The following is an 18,617-nucleotide window of genomic DNA, read 5'->3' on the forward strand; positions in this document are numbered from 1 at the left end:
GCCTGCCCCTCGCGTCAGCGTCCGGCGCCGGTTTTCCGTTCGCCATTTGCGGCAGGATTAACCCCGCACGGGGGGAGCTGTCAAAGCAAACCCGGCAGAAACGGGGGCAATCCGGGCCTGGCAGGTCAGCGGCAGACGATATCGTTGGTCAGGCCGAACACCATCAGCGTCAGCACCAGCGCCATGCCGATGCGGGTCAGGATGTCCATCGCGCGTTCGGAGGGGGGGCGGCGGGCCACGGCCTCCCATGTGTAGAACAGCAGATGGCCGCCATCCAGCACCGGGATCGGCAGCAGGTTCAGGAACCCGATCCCCGCCGACAACAGCGCCACCAGCCAGAAGAAATTGCCCGCCCCGGCGCTGGCGGCATCGCCCGCCACCTCGGCGATCGAGATCGCGCCCGAGAGGTTGCAGCGCCCGATCTGCCCGGTGATCATGGCGACGATGCCGGTCAGCGAGCCCCAGATCACGTCGCGGGTCTGGCGGGCGCCGATGGCCAGCGCCTCGACCGGGCCGGGGGTGCGGGTGGCGGGGCGGAAATACCCCTCGCCGCCGGTGACCCCGATCAACCAGCGCTTTTCATAGCCGCCGTCCGCCGTGGGCAGGTCCTGTTCGCGCGGGATCAGGGCGAAATCGGCCTCGCCCACGCCCGGACGCCAGACGCGCAGGGCCACGGGGCGGCCCGCTGCGGCCTCGACCGCGGGGCGCAGCTCGGTGAAGCGGGCGATGGGGCGGCCCTCGACCGCCAGCACCACGTCGCCCGGGCGCAGATCGGCGGCCGAGGCCGCGCTGCGCGGGGACACCCCCGAGATGCGCGGCGGCGCCGGGTCGGGGGCGGTCACGGTGATCTCGGCCCCGTTCCGGCGCACGGTCCAGTCGTGGCTGGGCGCAGCGGGCAGCGTCTCGGGCAGGGCGAACAGCGCCGGCCAGTCGGGAACGGGGTGGCCGGCGATGGCGAGGATCTCGTCCCCCGGTTGCAGCTGGTTCACCACCCCGGGCGGGGCTTGCAGGATCTCGCCCACCTCCAGCCGCTCGGTCGCCAGCCCCTGCCATGTGATCACACCCGCAAAGACCAGCGCGGCGAGGATGAAGTTGAACACCGGTCCCGCCGCCACCGTGGCGAACCGCGCCCACAGCGGCGCGCCCCCCAGCGTCTGCCGGGCCAGCGCCGGGTCCACGGTTCCGTCACGCGTCGCGCTGGCGACATCGGCGTCGCCCAGAAACCGGACATAGCCGCCCAGCGGGATCGCCGCGATCTGCCAGACCGTGCCGCGGCGGTCGCGCCAGGCCACCAGCTTTGGTCCGAACCCCAGCGAGAACACCTCGGCCCGGATCCCGCACCAGCGGCCGACGATATAATGGCCGTATTCATGCACGCCGACGATGATCGACAGCGCCACCACAAAGGCGACGACGGTCCAGGCGAGCCCGCCGGTCTGTGTGATCACAGCCTCGATCATGCGGCGGCCCGCCAGTCGGCGGCGGCGCGGCGCGCGGCCTCGTCCCAGGCCAGCACCTCAGCCAGGCTGGCGGGGCTGCGGCCGAACCCCGTCTGCCCGGCGGCGCGGTCCAGCGCATGCGCCACCGCGCCCGCCATGTCGGTAAAGCGGATGCGCCCGGCGATGAAGTCGTCCAGCGCCTGTTCCTTGGCCGCGTTCAGCACCGCCCCGGCGGCGCCGCCCTGCGCGATCACCTGCCGCGCCAGCGACAGCGCCGGCCAGCGCGCGGCGCAGGGTTCGCGGAAGGTCAGGCTGCCCTGCCGGGCCAGATCCAGCCGCGGCAGCGGCAGTTTTTCCCGCCGGGGCCAATGCAGCGCGTGGCCGATGGCGTGGCGCATGTCGGGCGGGCCCAGATGCGCCAGCGTGCCGCCGTCGGCATAGGACACCAGCGCGTGCACGATGGATTCGGGATGGACCAGTACCGCGATCCGCTCGCTCGGCAGGCCGAAGAACTCATGCGCCTCGATGATCTCCAGCGCCTTGTTGAACATGCTGGCGCTGTCGATGGTGATGCGCTGCCCCATCACCCAGTTGGGGTGGGTCGAGGCCTCGGCCACCGTCGCCGCCGCCAGCCGCTCGAGCGGCCAGTCGCGGAAGGCGCCGCCCGAGGCGGTCAGGGTCACCAGCTCGATCCGGTCGAGGTTTTCATTCTCAAGGCACTGGAACACCGCGGAATGTTCGGAATCGACCGGCAGGATGGTGGCGCCGGTCCGCGCCGCCTGCCCCATCAGCAGCCGCCCGGCGGTGACCAGGCTTTCCTTGTTGGCCAGCGCCAGCGTGCCGCCGCGTTCCACCACCCGCAGCCCGGGCGCCAGCCCCGCCGCGCCGACGATGGCCGACAGCGACCAGTCGGCCGGGCGGTCCGCGGCCTCGGCAATCGCCTGCGCGCCCGCCGCGGCCTGAACGCCGCTGCCCGCCAGCGCCGTGCGCAGCACGGGCAGCAGGGTGTCATCGGCGATCACGGCGATTTCCGCCCGCAGCGCCCGCGCCATCTCGGCCAGCCGCGCGACGTTGCGGCCGCCGGTCAGCGCCACCGTGCGCCACGCCGCGGCCCCGCCCGAGCGGATCAGCAGGTCAAAGGCGTTTTCCCCGATCGAGCCGGTCGCGCCAAAGATCGAGACGCTGCGCATTCAGCCCCCGATTGCCGGCAGCAGCCCCGCCAGCGACAGCAGCGTCGCCAGCCCCAGCGATCCGGTCATGGCGTCGAAACGGTCCATCAGCCCCCCGTGGCCGGGGATCAGCTGCGAGCTGTCCTTGACGCCCACCCGCCGCTTGATCCAGCTTTCGGCAATGTCGCCCATCTGCCCGGCAAAGGCCAGAATCGGGCCGATCACGATGACGCTGGCGGGGGCAATGCCTGTGATCACAAGCAGAAGCCCCAGCACCGCGGCGCCGATCCAGCCGGCGGCGGTGCCGCTCCAGGTCTTCTTGGGACTGATGGCGGGCCAGAACTTGGGGCCGCCGAGGGTCCGGCCGACGAAATACCCCAGCACGTCGGACAGCACCACGATGGCGACCACCCATAGCGTCGCCGGCAGCCCCGCCATGGCGCGCAGCCACAGCACGCCGAACGCCGCCAGCATCATCGCCAGCGCGATCCCGGCATAGGCGCCACGCAGCCCGGGGCGGGCGGCGGCCGTCCCTGCGGCCAGCGGCACCAGCAGCAACAGCGCCGCCGCGGGGCCCAGATACAGCGCCGCCGCCATCGCCGCCGCTGCCGCCAGCGCGACCCCGGCCACCAGCCGCGGCGCGGGGGCGGGGACGGCAAGCCGGGTCAGTTCCCAGATCAGCCCGCCGACCAGCGCCGCGATTCCGGCCCCGGCCAGCGGCAGCGGCAACAGCAGCAGCGCCGCCCCGGCCAGCAGGATCACGATGCCAGAGCCGATCCGCGCCGCCAGGTCGCCCCAGCGCCCCTGAGCCCCGGGCGCGGTCATGCCGCGCCGAAGCGGCGCTGGCGCTGGCTGGTCCGTTCAAGGATCTCGGCCAGGTGCGCCGGCGAGAAATCGGGCCACAGCACCGGGGTGAACTCATATTCCGAATAGGCCGCCTGAAAGGGCAGAAAGTTCGAGATGCGCGTCTCTCCGCTGGTGCGGATCACCAGATCGGGATCGGGGTGGCCGGCGGTATCCAGACAGGCGGCCAGGTCCGCCTCGGTCGGCTGGGTGATCTCGCCGCTGGCGATGCGCGCGGCCAGGCGCGTGGCGGCGCGGGCGAGTTCATCACGGCCGCCATAGTTGATCGCCACGGTCAGGTTCAGCCGCGTGTTGCCGGCGGTGCGCGCCTCGATCCCCGCCATCAGCGATTGCAGCTTGTCGTCCAGCCGGGCGCGCCCGCCGATAAAGCGCAGCCGCACCCCTTCGGCCGCCATGGCGTCGGCCTCGCGCCGGATATAGCGGGCAAAGATGCCCATCAGCCCCAGCACTTCCTCGGTCGAGCGCTTCCAGTTCTCGGTCGAGAACGCATAGAGCGTCAGCCAATTCACCCCCAGATCGGGGGCGGCGCGGACGAGTTCCTTGACCCGTTCGGCCCCGCGGCGGTGGCCGACCAGCCGCGGCCAGCCGCGTTCGGTCGCCCAGCGGCCGTTGCCGTCCATGATGATGGCGACATGGCGCGGGCGCGCCATCGTCCCCCCGGCAACCGGCACGCCGACCGTCGCGGCTTCGGCGGCCATGGATCAGACCTGCATGATTTCGGCTTGTTTCGTTTCGAGCGCCTTGTCGACCTCGGCGATCATCTTGTCGGTCAGCTCCTGCACCGAGGTTTCCCAGAATTTCTGGTCGTCCTCGGACATGCCCTTGCCCTTGGCCTTCTTGATCTGGTCCATGCCGTCGCGGCGCACGTTGCGGATGGCGACGCGGGCGCTTTCGGCATAACCGGCGGCGACCTTGGTCAGCTCCTTGCGGCGTTCCTCGTTCAGCTCGGGGATCGGCAGCATGATGATGGTGCCGTTCAGCTGCGGGTTGATGCCCAGCCCGCTTTCGCGGATCGCCTTTTCCACCTTGCCGACCATCGCCTTGTCCCAGACGTTGATCGTAACCATCCGCGGCTCCGGGACGTTGACGGTGCCGACCTGGTTGATCGGGGTCAGCGAGCCATAGGCGTCGACCATGATCGGGTCGATCATGCTGGCCGAGGCGCGCCCCGTCCGCAGCGAGGAAAATTCGTGCCGCAGGCTGTCCATCGCGCCCTTCATCCGGCGCTCCAGATCGTCGGTGTCGATCTCGATCTCGTCGGCCATGGTTCCCTCTTCAATCGTTTCCCGGTGCTATAGCCTCTTCAACGGGCGCTTGTATAGTTCCGCACCCGTCTACCACGGGATTCCTTTCAGAATGATTACACGCGCCGCAAGAACTTTCGGGCCGCGATCTCAGCCGTGGACCCGCGTATAGGTGCCCTTGCCGGCAAGGATGCCGCAGAACCCGCCCGGCTCGTCCAGCGAGAACACGATGATCGGCAGGTTGTTGTCCCGCGCCAGCGCGATGGCCGAGGCATCCATCACCCCCAGGTGCTTCTGCAGCACCTCGTCATAGGTCACGTTGTCATAGCGTTTCGCGTCGGGGAAACGGGCCGGGTCCTTGTCGTAGACCCCATCCACCTTGGTGCCCTTGAAGATCGCCTCGCAGCCCATCTCGTTGGCGCGCAGCGTGGCGGCGGTGTCGGTGGTGAAATACGGGTTGCCGGTGCCGGCGGCAAAGATGCAGATGCGCTTTTTCTCAAGGTGGCGGATGGCGCGGCGGCGGATATAGGGCTCGGCCACCTCGTCCATGCGGATGGCGGAAATCACCCGCGAATGCAGGCCCTTGGCTTCCAGCGCGGCCTGCATCGCCAGCGCGTTCATCACCGTGGCCAGCATCCCCATATAGTCGGCGGTCGCGCGCTCCATCCCCTGCGCGCTGCCCTGCAGCCCGCGGAAGATGTTGCCGCCGCCGATCACCATGCAGATCTCGACCCCCAGCTTGTGGACCGATTCCACCTCGTCGGCGATGCGGGCGACGGTGGGCGGGTGCAGCCCGTAGCCCTGATCGCCCATCAGCGCCTCGCCGGAAATCTTCAGCATCACGCGCTTGTAGCTGGCGGCGGGCTGGTCTGCGGGCTGGTCGGGGGTCTTGCTTGACGTATCGTTCATGTGGTGTTCCCCCGGTTTCATCGCCCTGTTTCGCTGGCGCGCAAAATGGCCCAGATAGAGCGCATGATCAACACTGGCCCCGATGTCATCGACGCAACGACGCCCGCCGGGCTGGACCGGCTGCTGGCCGGGATCGACCCCGCGCGCCTGGTGCTGATCGCGGGGCCGACCGCGGCCGGCAAATCGGCGCTGGCGCTGCGGATCGCGCAGGAAACCGGGCGCGCGGTGGTCAATGCCGATGCGCTGCAGGTCTGGTCGTGCTGGCGGGTGCTGACCGCCCGCCCCTCGGCCCGGGACGAGGCCGCGGCCCCGCATCTGCTTTACGGCCATGTCGCCCCGGGACGCAGCTATTCGGTGGGCGACTGGCTGGCCGAGGTGGGGGCGCTGCTGGCGACCGGCCGCGGGCTGGTGATCGCCGGCGGCACCGGGCTTTACCTGTCGGCGCTGACCCGGGGGCTGGCGGTGATCCCGCCGGTGCCGCCGGAAATCCGGGCGCAGGGCGACTCCTGGCTAGCGCGCGATGGCGGGCTGGCCGACATGATCGCCGCACTGGATGCCCGCACCCGCGCAGGGCTGGACCTGCGCAACCCTGCCCGCGTCCAGCGCGCGTGGGAGGTTCTGGCCGCGACCGGCCGCGGCCTTGCCGACTGGCAGGCGGACACCCCGCCGCCGCTGGTCGCGCCCGAACAGGCGCAGCGTTTCGTGCTGCAGATGGACCGCGACGTTCTGGCCGGGCGCATCGCCCGCCGCTTCGACGCGATGCTGGACGAGGGCGCGCTGGACGAGGTGCGTGCCATGCTGCCCCGCTGGGATCCCCGCGCGCAATGGGCCCGCGCTATCGGCGCGGCCGAGCTGGCCGGGCATCTGTCCGGCCGCCTGACCTTGGCCGAGGCGCGCGAGCGCGCGGTGATCGCCACCCGGCAATATGCCAAGTCGCAGCGCATCTGGTTTCGCAACCGGATGCGGGATTGGACTAAACTCCTCGTCTGAGCGGATTTTTACAGATTTTTCGCAGGATCCTTGCGCAGGACGGGTTCCGTTTCCTGCCAAGCGCGTTAAACATTTATTAGAGTTTTGTCTTTTATGACAGGGCGAGTTTCAGTCACGCAGGCAGGTCGATGTTCGCCCAGGCACCCCGTCCCGATCCGGAACTCCAGCCGCCTGCAAATTCTGCGGGGGTGGCGCCTGCGGGGGTACCGCTGCCGGACCCGGCCAACCTGCCGCGGCCGACGGCGCCGCTGCGCCCCTATGCCGGGCGGCCGCTGCTGCCCGGAAACGGGCTGCGGCTGCTGCCGCTGGACAGTTTCGCCTGGGGCGGACCGGCCGGCCCGGCCCGGGCCCGGCGCGGCCGGACGCGGGGCGATCACTGCCTGATCCGGGTGACGGCGGGCACGCTGCGGATCACGCTGCCGCGCGGGCCGGTCGATCACGGCGCCGGCAGCGTGGTGTTCATCCCCGCCGGCACCGCCTTTGCCGCCGAGCCGCAGCCCGGCATCTGCGGGCAGGTGCTGCTGATGCCGCGCGACTTGGGCGAGCGGCTGGACCTGCCGCTGCCGAACCGCGTCGTCGCAACCTTGGCGGATTCGGCGGCGGGCGATACGCTGTCGGCGGATCTGCGGGCGCTGGCGCAGCGGCTGGACGACCCCGAGGGGATCGCCGCCGGGCTGCGGCTGGGGCTGATCGCCGGCTCGCTGCGCCGGATGGTCCCGGCGGGGGCCGAGCCCGGGCGGCGGCCGCCGCCGGACATCGACGACCGCCAGCTGGTGGCCGCCTACCGCGAGCTCGCGGCGCGCGAGCTGGGCCGCGGCCGCACCGTCGCCGACCTGGCCGAGGCGCTGGGGGTCAGCGCCGCTGGGCTGGACGCCGCCTGCCGCCGCCACCGCGGCTGCTCGGCCCTGGCGCTGCTTTATGAGCTGCGGCTCGAACGCGCGACCACGGTCCTGCGCAGCACCGACCGCCCCCTGGCCGAGATCGCCACCGAGCTGGGCTTCACTGGCACCGCCCACCTGATCCGCAGCTTCATCACCGCCACCGGCCGCACCCCGGAAAACTACCGGCAGATGGCGCGAGCAAGCTCTGTGGCAGGCTGAGGCGGAGCGCCCCGCGGCCCCGCCGGACGGGGGCTGTCCGCCCCCGCGAGGCCTGCGGCCTCTTCCCCCGAGGATATTTGAGAACCGCCCGAAGGAGGGGGTGAGGCTATGATCGGGCAGGTTGCGGGGGGCGGGTGCGCGTGTGGGGCAGCTGGGAGGAAACGGTGGTCCAGCAGTAGATGCCGGCGCGGCAGGCGGGCAGCGGGGGGCGGCGGCCGGCCAAGAGAAAACAACGGTGCAGGGAAGGTGAGAACAATGCGTGACAGCGCATTGCAGCGGCGCGATGGCCGGCGCTCCCGTGCGGCCCTGCACCCGTCGTGCGGGCCCCGATAGCGACGGGGCAAGAATCTCCGGCAGCGCCGCACTCTGGCTCGATCCGTACCACGGTCGCCCTCGGCCTGCTCCGAGGTCTGCTTCCCCTCGTTCCCTAAGCCCCATCGTCACGACGACTTTCTGGGAGGAAGCGGCACGAACACCGTGTGGCGGCGCCTTGCGGAGCAGGCCGATGGCGTGCGCCGCAGTGCAGCACTGCACTGGTTGCGCGGGACCGGGAGAGCGATGCGGCGGGGTCTCCGGCACCTTGGCTCAGTCCGCGGCGCGGTCGCCCTTAACATGCTTCAGGTTTCGTCCTCCTGGCCGCAGAACAGCACCGCCGTGGCGAATTCCGTTGGAGGAAACAGTATGAATGAAACAGTATGAATATATTGCGTGACAGCGTATCGCGAAGCGGCGACAGCGCACATCCCCGTGCGGTACTGCACCCGCCGCGCCGGACCGGACAGCGGCGCGGCGGTTGCCTCCGTACTGTTTCGAGGCTTGATCTTCCCTGCCGCAGTCCCACCGCCGAGACGAAGCCTCGGAAGAACCTGCACGGTTATTGCGTGAGGACCCTTGGCGCAGCAGCGATGATGAGCGCCCCCCGTGCAACAGTGTCCGGTCGCACGAGACCGGACAACGGCGCTGCAAATCCACCGCCCCAGCCCCACTCAATCCTCGTCGCCCTCGCTCTCCCCCTGCTCCGAGGCATCGGCCCTGCCCCGGAACCCCAGCGCCACGACGAATTTTTCCGAGGAATCGGACCGGCTGGCCGGCGGCTTCACGTTCGCCACCGTGGTGAAGTTGCGCTTCAGGATTGCCTGCAGCCCTTGTTCCGCACCACCGGCCAGCACCTTGGCGATGAAGCTGCCGCCGGGTTCCAGCACGTCAAAGGCGAACTCGGCCGCCGCCTCGACCAGCGTCACGATGCGCAGATGGTCGGTGCCCTTGTGCCCGGACGAGGCCGCCGCCATGTCCGACATCACCACATCGGCGCGGCCGCCCAGCCATTCCTTGACCCGCTCGTCCGCATCGTCGGAAAGAAAGTCGAGCTGATGGAGCTCGGCCCCGGCGATCGGTTCGACCTCTTGCAGGTCCACCCCCAGCACCCGCCCCTGCGGCTTGCCGCGCGCCTCGCCCAGCGCATTCACCCGCGCCACTGCCACCTGGCACCACCCGCCGGGCGCGCAGCCCAGGTCGACCACCCGGGCGCCGGGTTTCAGGAACCGGTACTTGTCGTCCAACTCGATGATCTTGTAGGCGGCGCGGCCGCGATACCCCTCGCGCTTCGCCCGCGCCACATAGGGGTCGTTCAGCTGCCGTTCCAGCCACAGGGTCGAGGACAGCTTGCGCCCCTTGGCGGTCTTGACCCGCACCCGCAGGTCGCGCTGCCCGCGCCCGGAACTGCCCTTGCCCGCGCGGCTGCCGCCGGCGCCGCCGCGCCCGCCTGCCGTCCCACTCGAACCCGCCGCCATCATGCCACTCCCATCAGCCCGTCCGAGGCCAATACCCCGTCGCGCACCATTTGCGAATAGAGCAGCCCCTCGCGCAGGCCGCGGTCGGCCACCGACAGGCGGCTGGTCGGCCAGACCCGCATCAGCGTCTGCAGGATCGCCGCGCCGGACATGATCAGGGCGTGACGCTCGCGCCCGATGCGGGGGTCGGCGCGCCGACCCTCGGGGCCCAGCGCCAGGTAGTTGTGGATCACCCGGTCGATCTCGACCGAGGTCATGGACAGCCCGTCCACCTTGGTGCGGTCATAGCGCTTCAGCCCCAGATGGCTGGCGGCGACGGTGGTGACCGTCCCCGAGGTGCCGATGATCTGAAAGGCGTCGTCGGCGCGCACCCCGGTAATATAGGGGGCGAAATCCTCCAGCATCTGCTCGAACTGCCAGCTCATCAGCGCGAACCGGGCCGGGTCGTCGCTGACATCGGCAAACTGGTCGCGCAGCGTGGCCACGCCCAGCGGCACGCTGATCCAGTCCACCACCCGCGCATTTCCGGCCGCGCCATCGGGAAAACCATCGGTCAGCCGCATGATCGCGCGCGACCGCAGCGCCGGTTCCACCCCGCGCAGGTCGATCCAGACCAGCTCGGTCGAGCCGCCGCCGATATCGACGACCAGCAGCTGCTCGGTCTGGGTGTTGACCAGCGGCGCGCAAGAGATCACCGCCAGCCTTGCTTCTTCCTCGGCGGCGATGATTTCCACCGGCAGCCCGGTCTCGCGCCGAATCATCCGCATGAAGTCGCGGCTGTTGCGGGCGCGGCGGCAGGCTTCGGTCGCGACCAGCCGCATCCGACGGACGCCGTGCTGCTCGATCTTGCGCCGGCATACCTGCAAGGCATGAACCGTCCGCGACATCGACTGCCGCGAAAGCCGGCCGGACGCCTCGAGGCCAAGCCCCAGCTGGACCGGCTTCGAGAAACTGTCGATCACCTGGAACTGACCACCCGAGGGGCGGGCAATCAGCATCCGGCAACTGTTCGTTCCCAGGTCGAGCGCGGCATAAAGCGCACCGTCGCCGGGCTTGCGGGTGTCGGCAGGCAGGGCCTTGGGGGCCGGGATTGCGTCCGCACCCGCGGGACGCCTGGGCGTCATCTGCAACGCCCTCCGAAATCGTGTTGCCTTGAACCTAATCGGGCGGCCGGACCGGATCAAGGGCGCATCGCGTCCCCGTGTTCCGTCCGCCGCCTTGCCCGCCGCCTTGCCCACCGGCTTGCTTGTCAGCCCGGGCCGCTTCGCCTAAGCCAGCGGCAGATCGCCTTTCACAGCCAGCGGGGGATGGCCCATGATCGTCATCGCAGCCTTCGTCCTGGGCGCCATCCTGGGCGACATGCGGGCGCGCCGGGCCGGCGGCAATGGCAAGGACCGGCTGCAATATGCCGCAGCCCATGCGATCGCCTTTGCGGTGGTGGGGCTGTTCGCGACCATCCTGATCGACCGCTGGCTGCGGGTGTAGGGCGGTGTTCCGCCCGTTCCTCGATTCGCTGCGCCGCCACGGGGTGCCGGTCACCCTGCGCGAATGGCTGGACCTGATGGCGGCGATGGACGCGGGGCTGGCCGGCTGGTCGGTCGAAGAGTTCCACGGCCTGGGCCGCGCCATCCTGGTCAAGGACGAACGCCACGTCGACCGCTATGACCGCGCCTTCGCGGAAAGCTTTTCCGGGCTGGAGACGGTGCCGCTGGAAGCGCTGGTCAGCGAAACCGCCCTGCCCCGCGAATGGCTGGAGAAGCTGGCCGAAAAGCTGCTGACGCCCGAGGAAATGGCCGCCATCGAGAGTTCGGGCAGTTTCGAGGCGCTGATGGAAAAGCTGCGCGAGCGGCTGGCCGAGCAGCAGGGCCGCCACCAGGGCGGCAACAAATGGATCGGCACCGCCGGCACCTCGCCCTTTGGCGCCTATGGCTACAACCCCGAGGGCGTGCGCATCGGCCAGGCCGAATCGCGCCATCGCCGCGCGGTCAAGGTCTGGGACAAGCGCGAGTTCCGCGACTTCGACGATTCGGTCGAACTGGGCACCCGCAACATCAAGGTGGCGCTGAAGCGGCTGCGGCAATGGGCCCGCCACGGCGCGGTCGAGGAACTGGACCTGCCCGCCACCATCCGCGCCACCGCCGACCACGGCTATATCGACGTGCAGACGCGGCCGGAACGCCACAACGCCGTCAAGGTGCTGCTGCTGCTGGATGTGGGCGGCAGCATGGACGACCATATCCGCGTGGTGGACGAGCTGTTCTCGGCCGCGCGGGCCGAGTTCAAGCATCTGGAACATTACTACTTCCACAACTGCCTGTATGAAGCCGTGTGGAAGGACAACCGCCGCCGCTGGGACGAGACCATCCCGACCTGGGACCTGATGCACCGCTATGGCCGCGACTGGAAGGTGATCGTGGTCGGCGACGCCTCGATGTCGCCCTACGAGATCGTGGCCCCCGGCGGCGCCAGCGAGCACTGGAACCCCGAACCCGGCGAGCTGTGGCTGCGCCGCCTGGCCGAGACCTGGCCCGATCACGTCTGGCTGAACCCGGTGCCGCAGCAGCACTGGCGCCATACCCCGTCCATCGGCATGATCGCCCGCATCTTCGAAAACCGGATGCTGCCGCTGACCCTGCAGGGGCTGACGCAGGCGATGCGGGTGCTGGGCTGATCCGCAGTTGATCCCGCCCCGGCCAGTGCCCAGATTGCCTGCATGAAGCTGCTGCCGCTTATCCTCATCGTCGCCTACGCCGTGGCCATGTGGCTGTTTTCGGCGTGGCGGCTGCGCCAGCAGCTGACGCAGAACTCGACACCGCTGAACGACCCGCGGCTGGCCTCGGCGCTGGACCGGTTGGGGCGGGCGATGGGGCTGGGGCCGGTCCGGGCGCATGTCTATGAGATCGCTCCGGTGAACGGCTTGGCCGCGCCGGACGGAAGGGTGTTCCTGACCCGCGGCTTTCTGGACCAGCTCGACGCCGGCAAGGTGACCGAGGCCGAACTCGCCTCGGTCATCGCGCATGAGCTTGGCCACGTCACCCACGGCCACGCCCGCCGGCGGATGATGGATTTCGCCGGGCAGAATCTGGTGCGCACGGTGCTGGCGACGACCTTTGGCCGCTTCATCCCCATCATCGGCCCGTGGCTGGCGATGCTGGTCGCCTCGGCGCTGGCGGCAAGACTGTCACGCGAGGACGAGTATGAGGCCGACGCCTTCGCCGCCGCGCTGATGGTCAAGTCCGGCTTCGGCACCGCGCCGCAAAAGGCGCTGCTGGCGCGGCTGGGCCAGTTGACCGGCAGCAGCGGCCGCCCGGTCGCCTGGCTGGCCTCGCACCCGCCGATCGAACGCCGCATCGCCGCCATCGAGGCGCTGGAGCGCCGCTGGCAACAACAGCAAGCCTGACCCGTTCTTCATCACCCAAATATCCCGGGGGAGTCCCGCAGGGACGGGGGCAGCGCCCCCTGCACATCACCGCAAGAGCGGCGGCCCCGCAGGCGCGTGCAGATCCTCGACCCCCATCCGCAGCCCGGCGCCGATCCGATGCGCCAGCGCCGACCACGCCTGCGCGGTCTCCTCGGGCAGCAGCCGGGCCAGCGTGGCGTCGAACAGCGCCAGCCAGTCGCGGAAATGCTCTGGCCGGACATCGCCCGCCGCCCGGTGCACCCGCATCGGATTGCCGTCATAGACCCGCTGGAACAGGATCGCATTGCGCCAGAAGGCGGCGATCTTTGCCTCATGCTCGGGCCAGTCGGAGACGTGATTGGCAAACACCGGCCCCAGCACCTCGTGCCGGCGCACGGCGCCATAGAACACGGCGACCACGCGGTCGATCTGCTCGGGGGTGACGGGAAAACGGGGCGGGATGCTCATGCCCCCTATCTGGCCCCGGCGCGACGGCAGCGCAAGGACGTGCCATCCGGGCGGACAGCGCAGATCCTCGACCATGAGAACAATATCTTATGCGAACCGGGTTGCAGCGCTCCTCGACGCAGCAGAATCCGCCTCGTGCCCCGGAAGGCCGCCGACAATGGAGCTTCAGGTCCAGCAGACCAGAGAGCAAACCTTATCATACGACTAAGTTGTTGATTTTATGGTGCTGTGAGAGAGGATTGAACTCTCGACCTCTCCCTTACCAAGAAGCGGGCCGGGCGTATCCGCCCGTCTCCGGCGGACTCCCGCCATAGTAGAAATCACTTTATTTGCAGGTACTTGACGGCTATACTCGTCTCCGGTGGTAAAGGCCCGTAACGCCGAATAGTCCACCGATCCGTTACCCCGCCGTTACCCCGGAGCCTGCGCATGAAGAAGAAGCTGACGGAGATTGCCGTCCAGAAGTTCGCGCCCGAGGCCGGGCGGCGGCTGGAGGTATTCGACGCCCTGACGCCGGGGCTTGCGCTGCGCATCACCGAGGCGGGCAAGAAAAGCTGGTCGGTGATGTATCGGGTCGCGGGACGGGGCGACGGCGGGAACCGGGGACCGCTGCGCCGGATGACCTTGGGCGCATATCCCCTGATCGACCTGAAGGATGCCCGCGAACGCGCGCGGTCGGCGCTGGACCTTGCCGACCGGGGCGACGATCCCGCCGACAAGCGCCGCGATGAGGCGCGGGCGAAGGGCGAACGGGTGTTCGAGGTGATCTGCGCCCGGTTCATCGAGCTTCACGCGAAGGCCCATACCGTGAAGTGGAAGGACACCGAGCGGCTGCTGAACACCCTCGTCGTGCCGGTCTGGAAAGGCAAGCCCATCGACCAGATCGACCGGGCGACGGCGCACGAGCTTCTGGACGACATTGCGATGGAACAGGGTGCGGGCGCGGCGCGCGAGGTCCGCAAGCATGTCACCAAGTTCTTCAACTGGTCGGTGGACCGGGGCCTTCTGGTCGCCAGCCCCGTTGCCGGGATGCGCCGCCCCGAGCTGGGCTATGCGCCGCGCGAACGGGTGCTGTCGATGGAGGAGTTGAAGGCGGTCTGGGAGGCGGCGGGGAAGATGGGCTATCCCTTCGGCCCGATGGTGCGGCTGCTGATCCTGACCGCCCAGCGCCGGGCCGAAATTGCCGAGTTGCAGCGCGGATGGTTGTTGTCCGGGCAGGAGGCGTTCGAGGTTCCCGCCAGCCACTACAAGACCGACCGTCCGCAGGTGGTGCCGCTGTCGGCCCCCGCGCTGGCGATTGTCGAGGCGCTGCCCAAGTGGAACAGCGGGGAATACCTACTGTCCACCACGGCGGGCAGGCGTCCCGTCTCGGGCTTCTCCAAGGCCAAGGCCCGGATCGACAAGCTGTCCAAGGTCGAGGAGTGGACCCTGCACGACCTGCGCCGCTCCGCCGCGACCCACATGGCCCGGCTGGGCATCCCGCAGGAACATATCGAACGGGTGCTGGGCCATGCGATTGAAGGCGTGGCCGGAACCTACAACCGCTACAGCTACCTTGCCGAGAAGCGGGCGGCGCTGGACATATGGGGGGCGCAATGGGCGTGACCGAGGAGAAGCCGCCGGTTCTTACGGATGAACAATGGGCGCAGTTGCGCGAAGCGGTCGCTCGCGGGGAGGAGGCGGAACAGCAATTCAGGGATGGCGAGGCTGTCACCGTAAGACTGTCCAGCTTTAAGCGAGCAGGCGACGATATGCGGCTGTCCGCCGCCGAAAAACGGACGCTGGATGAATTGCGGGCGATCCGCAGTGCGCTGGCGGGGGTATCGGAAGAAACCCGTGCCCTGCTGGTGGATCAGCGTCAATCACCGAACCGTTGGCTGGATCGTGTCGATGAGTGCATCGGCGTTTTCGACACGGCTTCCGACTTCTCTCTCATTGGGGATGAGCTTGTGTCGGCGGGGAAATTGTCCCAAGAGCAGGCGATCAAAAAGGACTTCTCGCCCGCTGGGCATCCACACCCTTATGGGCGATATGAAGCGGTGGTGTTTCTGACAGAGATTTGGAAGCGGCACTTCAAGCTGAAACCCGAAACAAAGGTGCCGCGCGGAGCTTACCTCAACAAATCAAAAGGATCGACGAACTACTACAGGTTCAATGGCTTCGTGACGTTCCTCGGCGAGCACCTGATGAAAGTTGATCGGAATTACAAGGCCGATCATATTGAGGCGCTGGCGCTGCAAGAAGGGGAACCAACCTCCAAACGGACGGACCTTGAAGCTGCCTGCTACTATGCTTGGTTGACGCTTGGGAAGTTATACGAATAGGCCGCGTCCGGCGCGGTCAATAACCCTAATCTACGTTCACGGTCATTTCTCCGATTATCCCCCCAGATGCCTGCGTATCCGGGGATAAACGATGACCGCCGACACTTTGCTGACAATCGAGGAGGTTGCCGAGCGCACCCGCCTTTCCAAGCCCACCATCTACAAGCTGATCCGTCAGGGACAATTCCCGCAACAGCTTCGCCTCTGCGCCAACAAGGTCGCGTGGCTTGAACGCGAGGTCGCGGGCTGGATCAATGCCCGCGCGGAAGCGAGGGTTGCCGGATGAAGGACGCCCCGACCTGTGGGCAGGCCGGGGCGCAGGGGGATCACAACGCTGAACGAGACAGCGCTATCCTACCTGATCCTGCCAGCGCGACCGAACAGAAAGACTTGTTGTCGGCGCTTCGGCTCCTCCATCCCGAGGGGCCTTGGCATGTCAGCGCCAAGCATTCCGGCGGCTTCCGGGGCAAGGTGCATCGTGACGCGGACGATGCGGCGGATTGGGCGCTGGCCCAGAACCGCGACCATAACACCTATGTGTCGATTGCGGCGCTGCGTCCCGGCTTCCGGGGCGACAAAGCCAGGAAGCAGGACGTTGCCGCCGTTTCGTTCCTCTGGGTAGACCTTGACCCGAGGGCGGGCGAGCCCATCGACAGCGAGCGGGCGCGTCTCCGTGGGCTGCTTACCGACCGCCTGCCCGCAGGGGTGCCGCCGCCTTCCGCCGTGATCGACAGCGGGCGCGGCTTCTGGGGCCTGTGGCGGCTGGCCGAACCCGTGGTGATGCCCGATGCGGATGCGCCGGGCTGGGATACGGCGCGGGCTTCTGTCGAGGATCGCAACCGGGGCCTTGAATTGGGCTTCGGGGCCGATGCCTGCCACAACATCGAACGGGTGATGCGCCTGCCCGGAACCGTGAACAGGAAGCCGGGCGCGGGACCGGCACGCATAGTCGCGGCGACTGGCGCGGTCTACCGGCTGACCGACTTTCCGGCGGTGCCCGACCCGAAGGCCGCGCCTGCTGATGCGCCGGTTGCCGCGCCAGCGGTCGGTGTCGATCTTGCGGCGCTGCCCGTGCCCGACCGGCTGCGCGCCCTGATCGTGAACGGCTGCGATCCCGATGAGCCCCAGCGCTGGCCCAGCCGGAGCGAGGCCCTGTTCCATGCGGTCTGCGGCATGGTCCGGGCCGGGTGCGACGATGAGGTGATCCTTGGCGTGATCCTTGACCGCGATCTTGGCATCAGCGGCCATGTCCTTGCCCAGAAACGGCCCGAGACTTACGCCCGGCGGCAGGTCGCCCGGGCGCGGGCCGACGCTGACGATACCTTCGACTGCGACAAGGAGGGGCGCCCCCTCGCCACGTCGCAGCGCAACATCCGTGTTGCCTTGCGGCGGCTGGGCGTGACGCTGCGCCATGACGAGTTCTCGGGCCGCGATACGGTCGAGGGGCTGGACGGCTTCGGACCGGCGCTGGACGACGCGACCGTGAATCGCCTTTGGCTGCTGATTGACGAGCGATTTCAGTTCCGGCCCGCCCGAGAGTTCTTCCTGACCGTGGTTGCGGACGCCGCCCGGCTGAATGCCTTCCATCCCGTCGCGGAATATCTGGCGGCGCTGCGCTGGGACGGAGTGCCCCGGATCGGGCGGTGGCTTGCCGAATATGGCGGCGCGGTGGACATGCCCTATACCCGGGCCGTGGGCGAGCTTGTTCTTGTCGCTGCTGTGCGCCGGGTGCGCAGGCCGGGCGTGAAGTTCGATGAGATGCTGGTTCTTGAATCCCCGCAGGGCACAAACAAGTCCACGGCGCTCAAGCTGCTGGCCGTCCGGGATAGCTGGTTCACCGATGACCTTCCGCTGAACGCCGAAACTCGGCGCGTGATCGAGGCGCTTTCCGGCAAGTGGATTGTCGAGGCGGGCGAGTTGAAGGGCCTGAAGAAGGGCGGCGCTGACCATCTCAAAGGCTTCCTGTCCCGGACCCACGACAAGGCCCGGATGGCCTATGACCGCTTGGAACGCGAGGTGCCGCGCCAATGCGTGATCATCGGAACGACCAACGACAGCCGGTATCTGCGCGACACGACCGGCAACCGCCGGTTCTGGCCGGTGGCCGTGTCGGGCTTCGACCTTGACGCCCTGCGCCGCGACCGGGACCAGCTCTGGGCCGAGGCGGCAGCGCGAGAGGCCGAGGGTATGCCGATCCGGCTTGACCCTGCACTCTGGGACGAGGCAGCGGCGGAACAGGATGCCCGGCGGGTGGAGGATCCATACTTTGAGCGGCTGCATAGTGTACTCGGGGAGGCTGGGGATGGGAAGCTGCGGGGCGAGGATGCGTGGCGCATCGTCGGGAAGCCTTCCGGTCAGCGGACGCAGGACGACAACGAGCGGCTGGGGGACGCGATGCGACGGCTAGGGTTCGAGCGGGCCAAGCGTCGGTTCGGCGGTCCGAACCCCGAGTGGTGCTATGTGCGCGGTGATGGCGCAGTTCGGATCGTTCCCGAGTTCGGGCCGGATGGCGAGCTTCTGGGCGTCTATGCCGAAGGAGACGGGTGGCGCGACCCGTTCTGACGGGGGGGCGGGAACGGTGGAAAAAGGCGGGAACGGCTAAGTGTCTGGTTCCGTGGCCGGATTGCCCATCGTTCCCCCCGTTCCGGCCCGTTCCCCATTCTCCCTAGACCCCCTGCGGCCCGTCGCCCCCGAGCCCATAGAGGCGCTTTCCCTTCCGCCTTCCCGCTCCTTTATCCCTTTGAGGGGGAACGGGGGGAACGGAGGATATAAGGCTGGCGGGGACTGGACTTAGGCGGTCCCCCCGGGGACGGAACGGCTGGGGGACGGTCTGGGGAACGCGGCGCGGCGTTCGGTGATGCTGATTTCTGGGCAGGGGGGACATTGCACCACACGTCCTGCGACCATGCAAAAGGGGACT

The 18,617-nt window shown here is 68.8% G+C and carries 18 protein-coding genes; 9 read left to right on the plus strand and 9 right to left on the minus strand.

From position 1 onward, the window contains the following. Positions 1-125: 125 nt before the first annotated feature. From rseP to pyrH, 6 genes are all read right to left on the minus strand, one after another. Positions 126-1,460, minus strand: a complete 1,335-nt coding sequence (gene rseP, locus RSP45_RS06530) for an RIP metalloprotease RseP (RefSeq protein WP_415393695.1) — start codon at positions 1,458-1,460, stop codon at positions 126-128. Next, positions 1,457-2,629 carry a 1-deoxy-D-xylulose-5-phosphate reductoisomerase gene (gene dxr / locus RSP45_RS06535; RefSeq protein WP_415393696.1) on the minus strand — a complete coding sequence of 391 codons (1,173 nt, stop codon included), beginning with the start codon at positions 2,627-2,629 and terminating at the stop codon, positions 1,457-1,459. Before dxr ends, rseP begins: the two co-directional genes overlap by 4 nt. Beyond that, the gene (locus RSP45_RS06540) at positions 2,630-3,433 is read right to left on the minus strand and encodes a phosphatidate cytidylyltransferase (protein WP_415393697.1); all 804 of its coding nucleotides are present in this window, start codon (positions 3,431-3,433) and stop codon (positions 2,630-2,632) included. Further along, positions 3,430-4,170, minus strand: a complete 741-nt coding sequence (uppS, locus tag RSP45_RS06545; protein ID WP_415393698.1) for a polyprenyl diphosphate synthase — start codon at positions 4,168-4,170, stop codon at positions 3,430-3,432. Before uppS ends, RSP45_RS06540 begins: the two co-directional genes overlap by 4 nt. A 3-nt stretch (positions 4,171-4,173) precedes the next feature. After that, positions 4,174-4,737, minus strand: a complete 564-nt coding sequence (gene frr / locus RSP45_RS06550; protein WP_303731589.1) for a ribosome recycling factor — start codon at positions 4,735-4,737, stop codon at positions 4,174-4,176. A 129-nt stretch (positions 4,738-4,866) separates the two neighbouring features. Next, positions 4,867-5,625 (minus strand): UMP kinase, encoded by a 759-nt coding sequence (gene pyrH, locus RSP45_RS06555; protein WP_415393699.1) that lies wholly within the window; start codon positions 5,623-5,625, stop codon positions 4,867-4,869. 63 nt (positions 5,626-5,688) lie between these two features. On the opposite strand from pyrH, the gene miaA reads away from it, so the two are divergent. Then, entirely contained in the window at positions 5,689-6,615 is a 927-nt protein-coding gene (miaA, locus tag RSP45_RS06560; protein WP_415393700.1) for a tRNA (adenosine(37)-N6)-dimethylallyltransferase MiaA, read from the plus strand. A 128-nt stretch (positions 6,616-6,743) separates the two neighbouring features. Further along, positions 6,744-7,715, plus strand: coding sequence for a helix-turn-helix domain-containing protein (locus tag RSP45_RS06565; RefSeq protein WP_415393701.1), 972 nt, complete (start codon positions 6,744-6,746; stop codon positions 7,713-7,715). A 986-nt stretch (positions 7,716-8,701) separates the two neighbouring features. On the opposite strand, the gene RSP45_RS06570 is transcribed toward RSP45_RS06565, so the two are convergent. Beyond that, positions 8,702-9,505 (minus strand): RlmE family RNA methyltransferase, encoded by an 804-nt coding sequence (locus RSP45_RS06570; RefSeq protein ID WP_415394010.1) that lies wholly within the window; start codon positions 9,503-9,505, stop codon positions 8,702-8,704. Further along, on the minus strand, positions 9,505-10,629 hold the full coding sequence (locus RSP45_RS06575; protein WP_324327053.1) for a Ppx/GppA phosphatase family protein: 1,125 nt from the start codon (positions 10,627-10,629) through the stop codon (positions 9,505-9,507). Before RSP45_RS06575 ends, RSP45_RS06570 begins: the two co-directional genes overlap by 1 nt. Positions 10,630-10,819: 190 nt before the next feature. Here RSP45_RS06575 and RSP45_RS06580 point away from each other — a divergent pair, with 190 nt between their 5' ends. The 3 genes from RSP45_RS06580 to RSP45_RS06590 are packed head-to-tail and all read left to right on the plus strand — an operon-like array spanning position 10,820 to position 12,905. Then, positions 10,820-10,990 (plus strand): hypothetical protein, encoded by a 171-nt coding sequence (locus RSP45_RS06580; RefSeq protein WP_303730953.1) that lies wholly within the window; start codon positions 10,820-10,822, stop codon positions 10,988-10,990. Positions 10,991-10,994: 4 nt separating this feature from the next. Further along, entirely contained in the window at positions 10,995-12,176 is a 1,182-nt protein-coding gene (locus RSP45_RS06585; protein ID WP_415393702.1) for a vWA domain-containing protein, read from the plus strand. A 42-nt stretch (positions 12,177-12,218) separates the two neighbouring features. Continuing rightward, complete coding sequence (locus RSP45_RS06590; protein WP_415393703.1) at positions 12,219-12,905, plus strand: M48 family metallopeptidase; 687 nt, start codon at positions 12,219-12,221, stop codon at positions 12,903-12,905. A gap of 66 nt (positions 12,906-12,971) precedes the next feature. Here RSP45_RS06590 and RSP45_RS06595 read toward each other — a convergent pair whose 3' ends face one another. Beyond that, on the minus strand, positions 12,972-13,373 hold the full coding sequence (locus RSP45_RS06595) for a group III truncated hemoglobin (RefSeq protein WP_415393704.1): 402 nt from the start codon (positions 13,371-13,373) through the stop codon (positions 12,972-12,974). 429 nt (positions 13,374-13,802) lie between these two features. Here RSP45_RS06595 and RSP45_RS06600 point away from each other — a divergent pair, with 429 nt between their 5' ends. The 4 genes from RSP45_RS06600 (at position 13,803) to RSP45_RS06615 (ending at position 18,259) form a co-directional block, all read left to right on the plus strand. Continuing rightward, on the plus strand, positions 13,803-14,978 hold the full coding sequence (locus RSP45_RS06600) for a tyrosine-type recombinase/integrase (protein ID WP_415393705.1): 1,176 nt from the start codon (positions 13,803-13,805) through the stop codon (positions 14,976-14,978). Next, a complete protein-coding gene (locus RSP45_RS06605) occupies positions 14,969-15,697 on the plus strand; it encodes a hypothetical protein (RefSeq protein WP_415393706.1) in 729 nt (242 codons plus the stop codon). The genes RSP45_RS06600 and RSP45_RS06605 overlap by 10 nt, the downstream gene beginning before the upstream one ends. A 91-nt stretch (positions 15,698-15,788) precedes the next feature. After that, positions 15,789-15,983, plus strand: a complete 195-nt coding sequence (locus RSP45_RS06610) for a helix-turn-helix transcriptional regulator (RefSeq protein WP_415393707.1) — start codon at positions 15,789-15,791, stop codon at positions 15,981-15,983. Then, on the plus strand, positions 15,980-18,259 hold the full coding sequence (locus RSP45_RS06615; protein WP_415393708.1) for a VapE domain-containing protein: 2,280 nt from the start codon (positions 15,980-15,982) through the stop codon (positions 18,257-18,259). Before RSP45_RS06610 ends, RSP45_RS06615 begins: the two co-directional genes overlap by 4 nt. The last annotated feature ends 358 nt before the right edge of the window (positions 18,260-18,617 follow it).

The sequence above is a fragment of the Paracoccus sp. SJTW-4 genome (genome assembly GCF_047716885.1).
Taxonomy (GTDB): Bacteria; Pseudomonadota; Alphaproteobacteria; order Rhodobacterales; family Rhodobacteraceae; genus Paracoccus; species Paracoccus solventivorans.

What these genes read in the sequence shown, in the direction of transcription:
- rseP (WP_415393695.1), bottom strand. Translation starts at nt 1,460, where the DNA reads ATGATCGAGGCTGTGATCACACAGACCGGCGGGCTCGCCTGGACCGTC.
- dxr (WP_415393696.1), bottom strand. Translation starts at nt 2,629, where the DNA reads ATGCGCAGCGTCTCGATCTTTGGCGCGACCGGCTCGATCGGGGAAAAC.
- RSP45_RS06540 (WP_415393697.1), bottom strand. Translation starts at nt 3,433, where the DNA reads ATGACCGCGCCCGGGGCTCAGGGGCGCTGGGGCGACCTGGCGGCGCGG.
- uppS (WP_415393698.1), bottom strand. Translation starts at nt 4,170, where the DNA reads ATGGCCGCCGAAGCCGCGACGGTCGGCGTGCCGGTTGCCGGGGGGACG.
- frr (WP_303731589.1), bottom strand. Translation starts at nt 4,737, where the DNA reads ATGGCCGACGAGATCGAGATCGACACCGACGATCTGGAGCGCCGGATG.
- pyrH (WP_415393699.1), bottom strand. Translation starts at nt 5,625, where the DNA reads ATGAACGATACGTCAAGCAAGACCCCCGACCAGCCCGCAGACCAGCCC.
- miaA (WP_415393700.1), top strand. Translation starts at nt 5,689, where the DNA reads ATGATCAACACTGGCCCCGATGTCATCGACGCAACGACGCCCGCCGGG.
- RSP45_RS06565 (WP_415393701.1), top strand. Translation starts at nt 6,744, where the DNA reads ATGTTCGCCCAGGCACCCCGTCCCGATCCGGAACTCCAGCCGCCTGCA.
- RSP45_RS06570 (WP_415394010.1), bottom strand. Translation starts at nt 9,505, where the DNA reads ATGGCGGCGGGTTCGAGTGGGACGGCAGGCGGGCGCGGCGGCGCCGGC.
- RSP45_RS06575 (WP_324327053.1), bottom strand. Translation starts at nt 10,629, where the DNA reads ATGACGCCCAGGCGTCCCGCGGGTGCGGACGCAATCCCGGCCCCCAAG.
- RSP45_RS06580 (WP_303730953.1), top strand. Translation starts at nt 10,820, where the DNA reads ATGATCGTCATCGCAGCCTTCGTCCTGGGCGCCATCCTGGGCGACATG.
- RSP45_RS06590 (WP_415393703.1), top strand. Translation starts at nt 12,219, where the DNA reads ATGAAGCTGCTGCCGCTTATCCTCATCGTCGCCTACGCCGTGGCCATG.
- RSP45_RS06595 (WP_415393704.1), bottom strand. Translation starts at nt 13,373, where the DNA reads ATGAGCATCCCGCCCCGTTTTCCCGTCACCCCCGAGCAGATCGACCGC.
- RSP45_RS06600 (WP_415393705.1), top strand. Translation starts at nt 13,803, where the DNA reads ATGAAGAAGAAGCTGACGGAGATTGCCGTCCAGAAGTTCGCGCCCGAG.
- RSP45_RS06605 (WP_415393706.1), top strand. Translation starts at nt 14,969, where the DNA reads ATGGGCGTGACCGAGGAGAAGCCGCCGGTTCTTACGGATGAACAATGG.
- RSP45_RS06610 (WP_415393707.1), top strand. Translation starts at nt 15,789, where the DNA reads ATGACCGCCGACACTTTGCTGACAATCGAGGAGGTTGCCGAGCGCACC.
- RSP45_RS06615 (WP_415393708.1), top strand. Translation starts at nt 15,980, where the DNA reads ATGAAGGACGCCCCGACCTGTGGGCAGGCCGGGGCGCAGGGGGATCAC.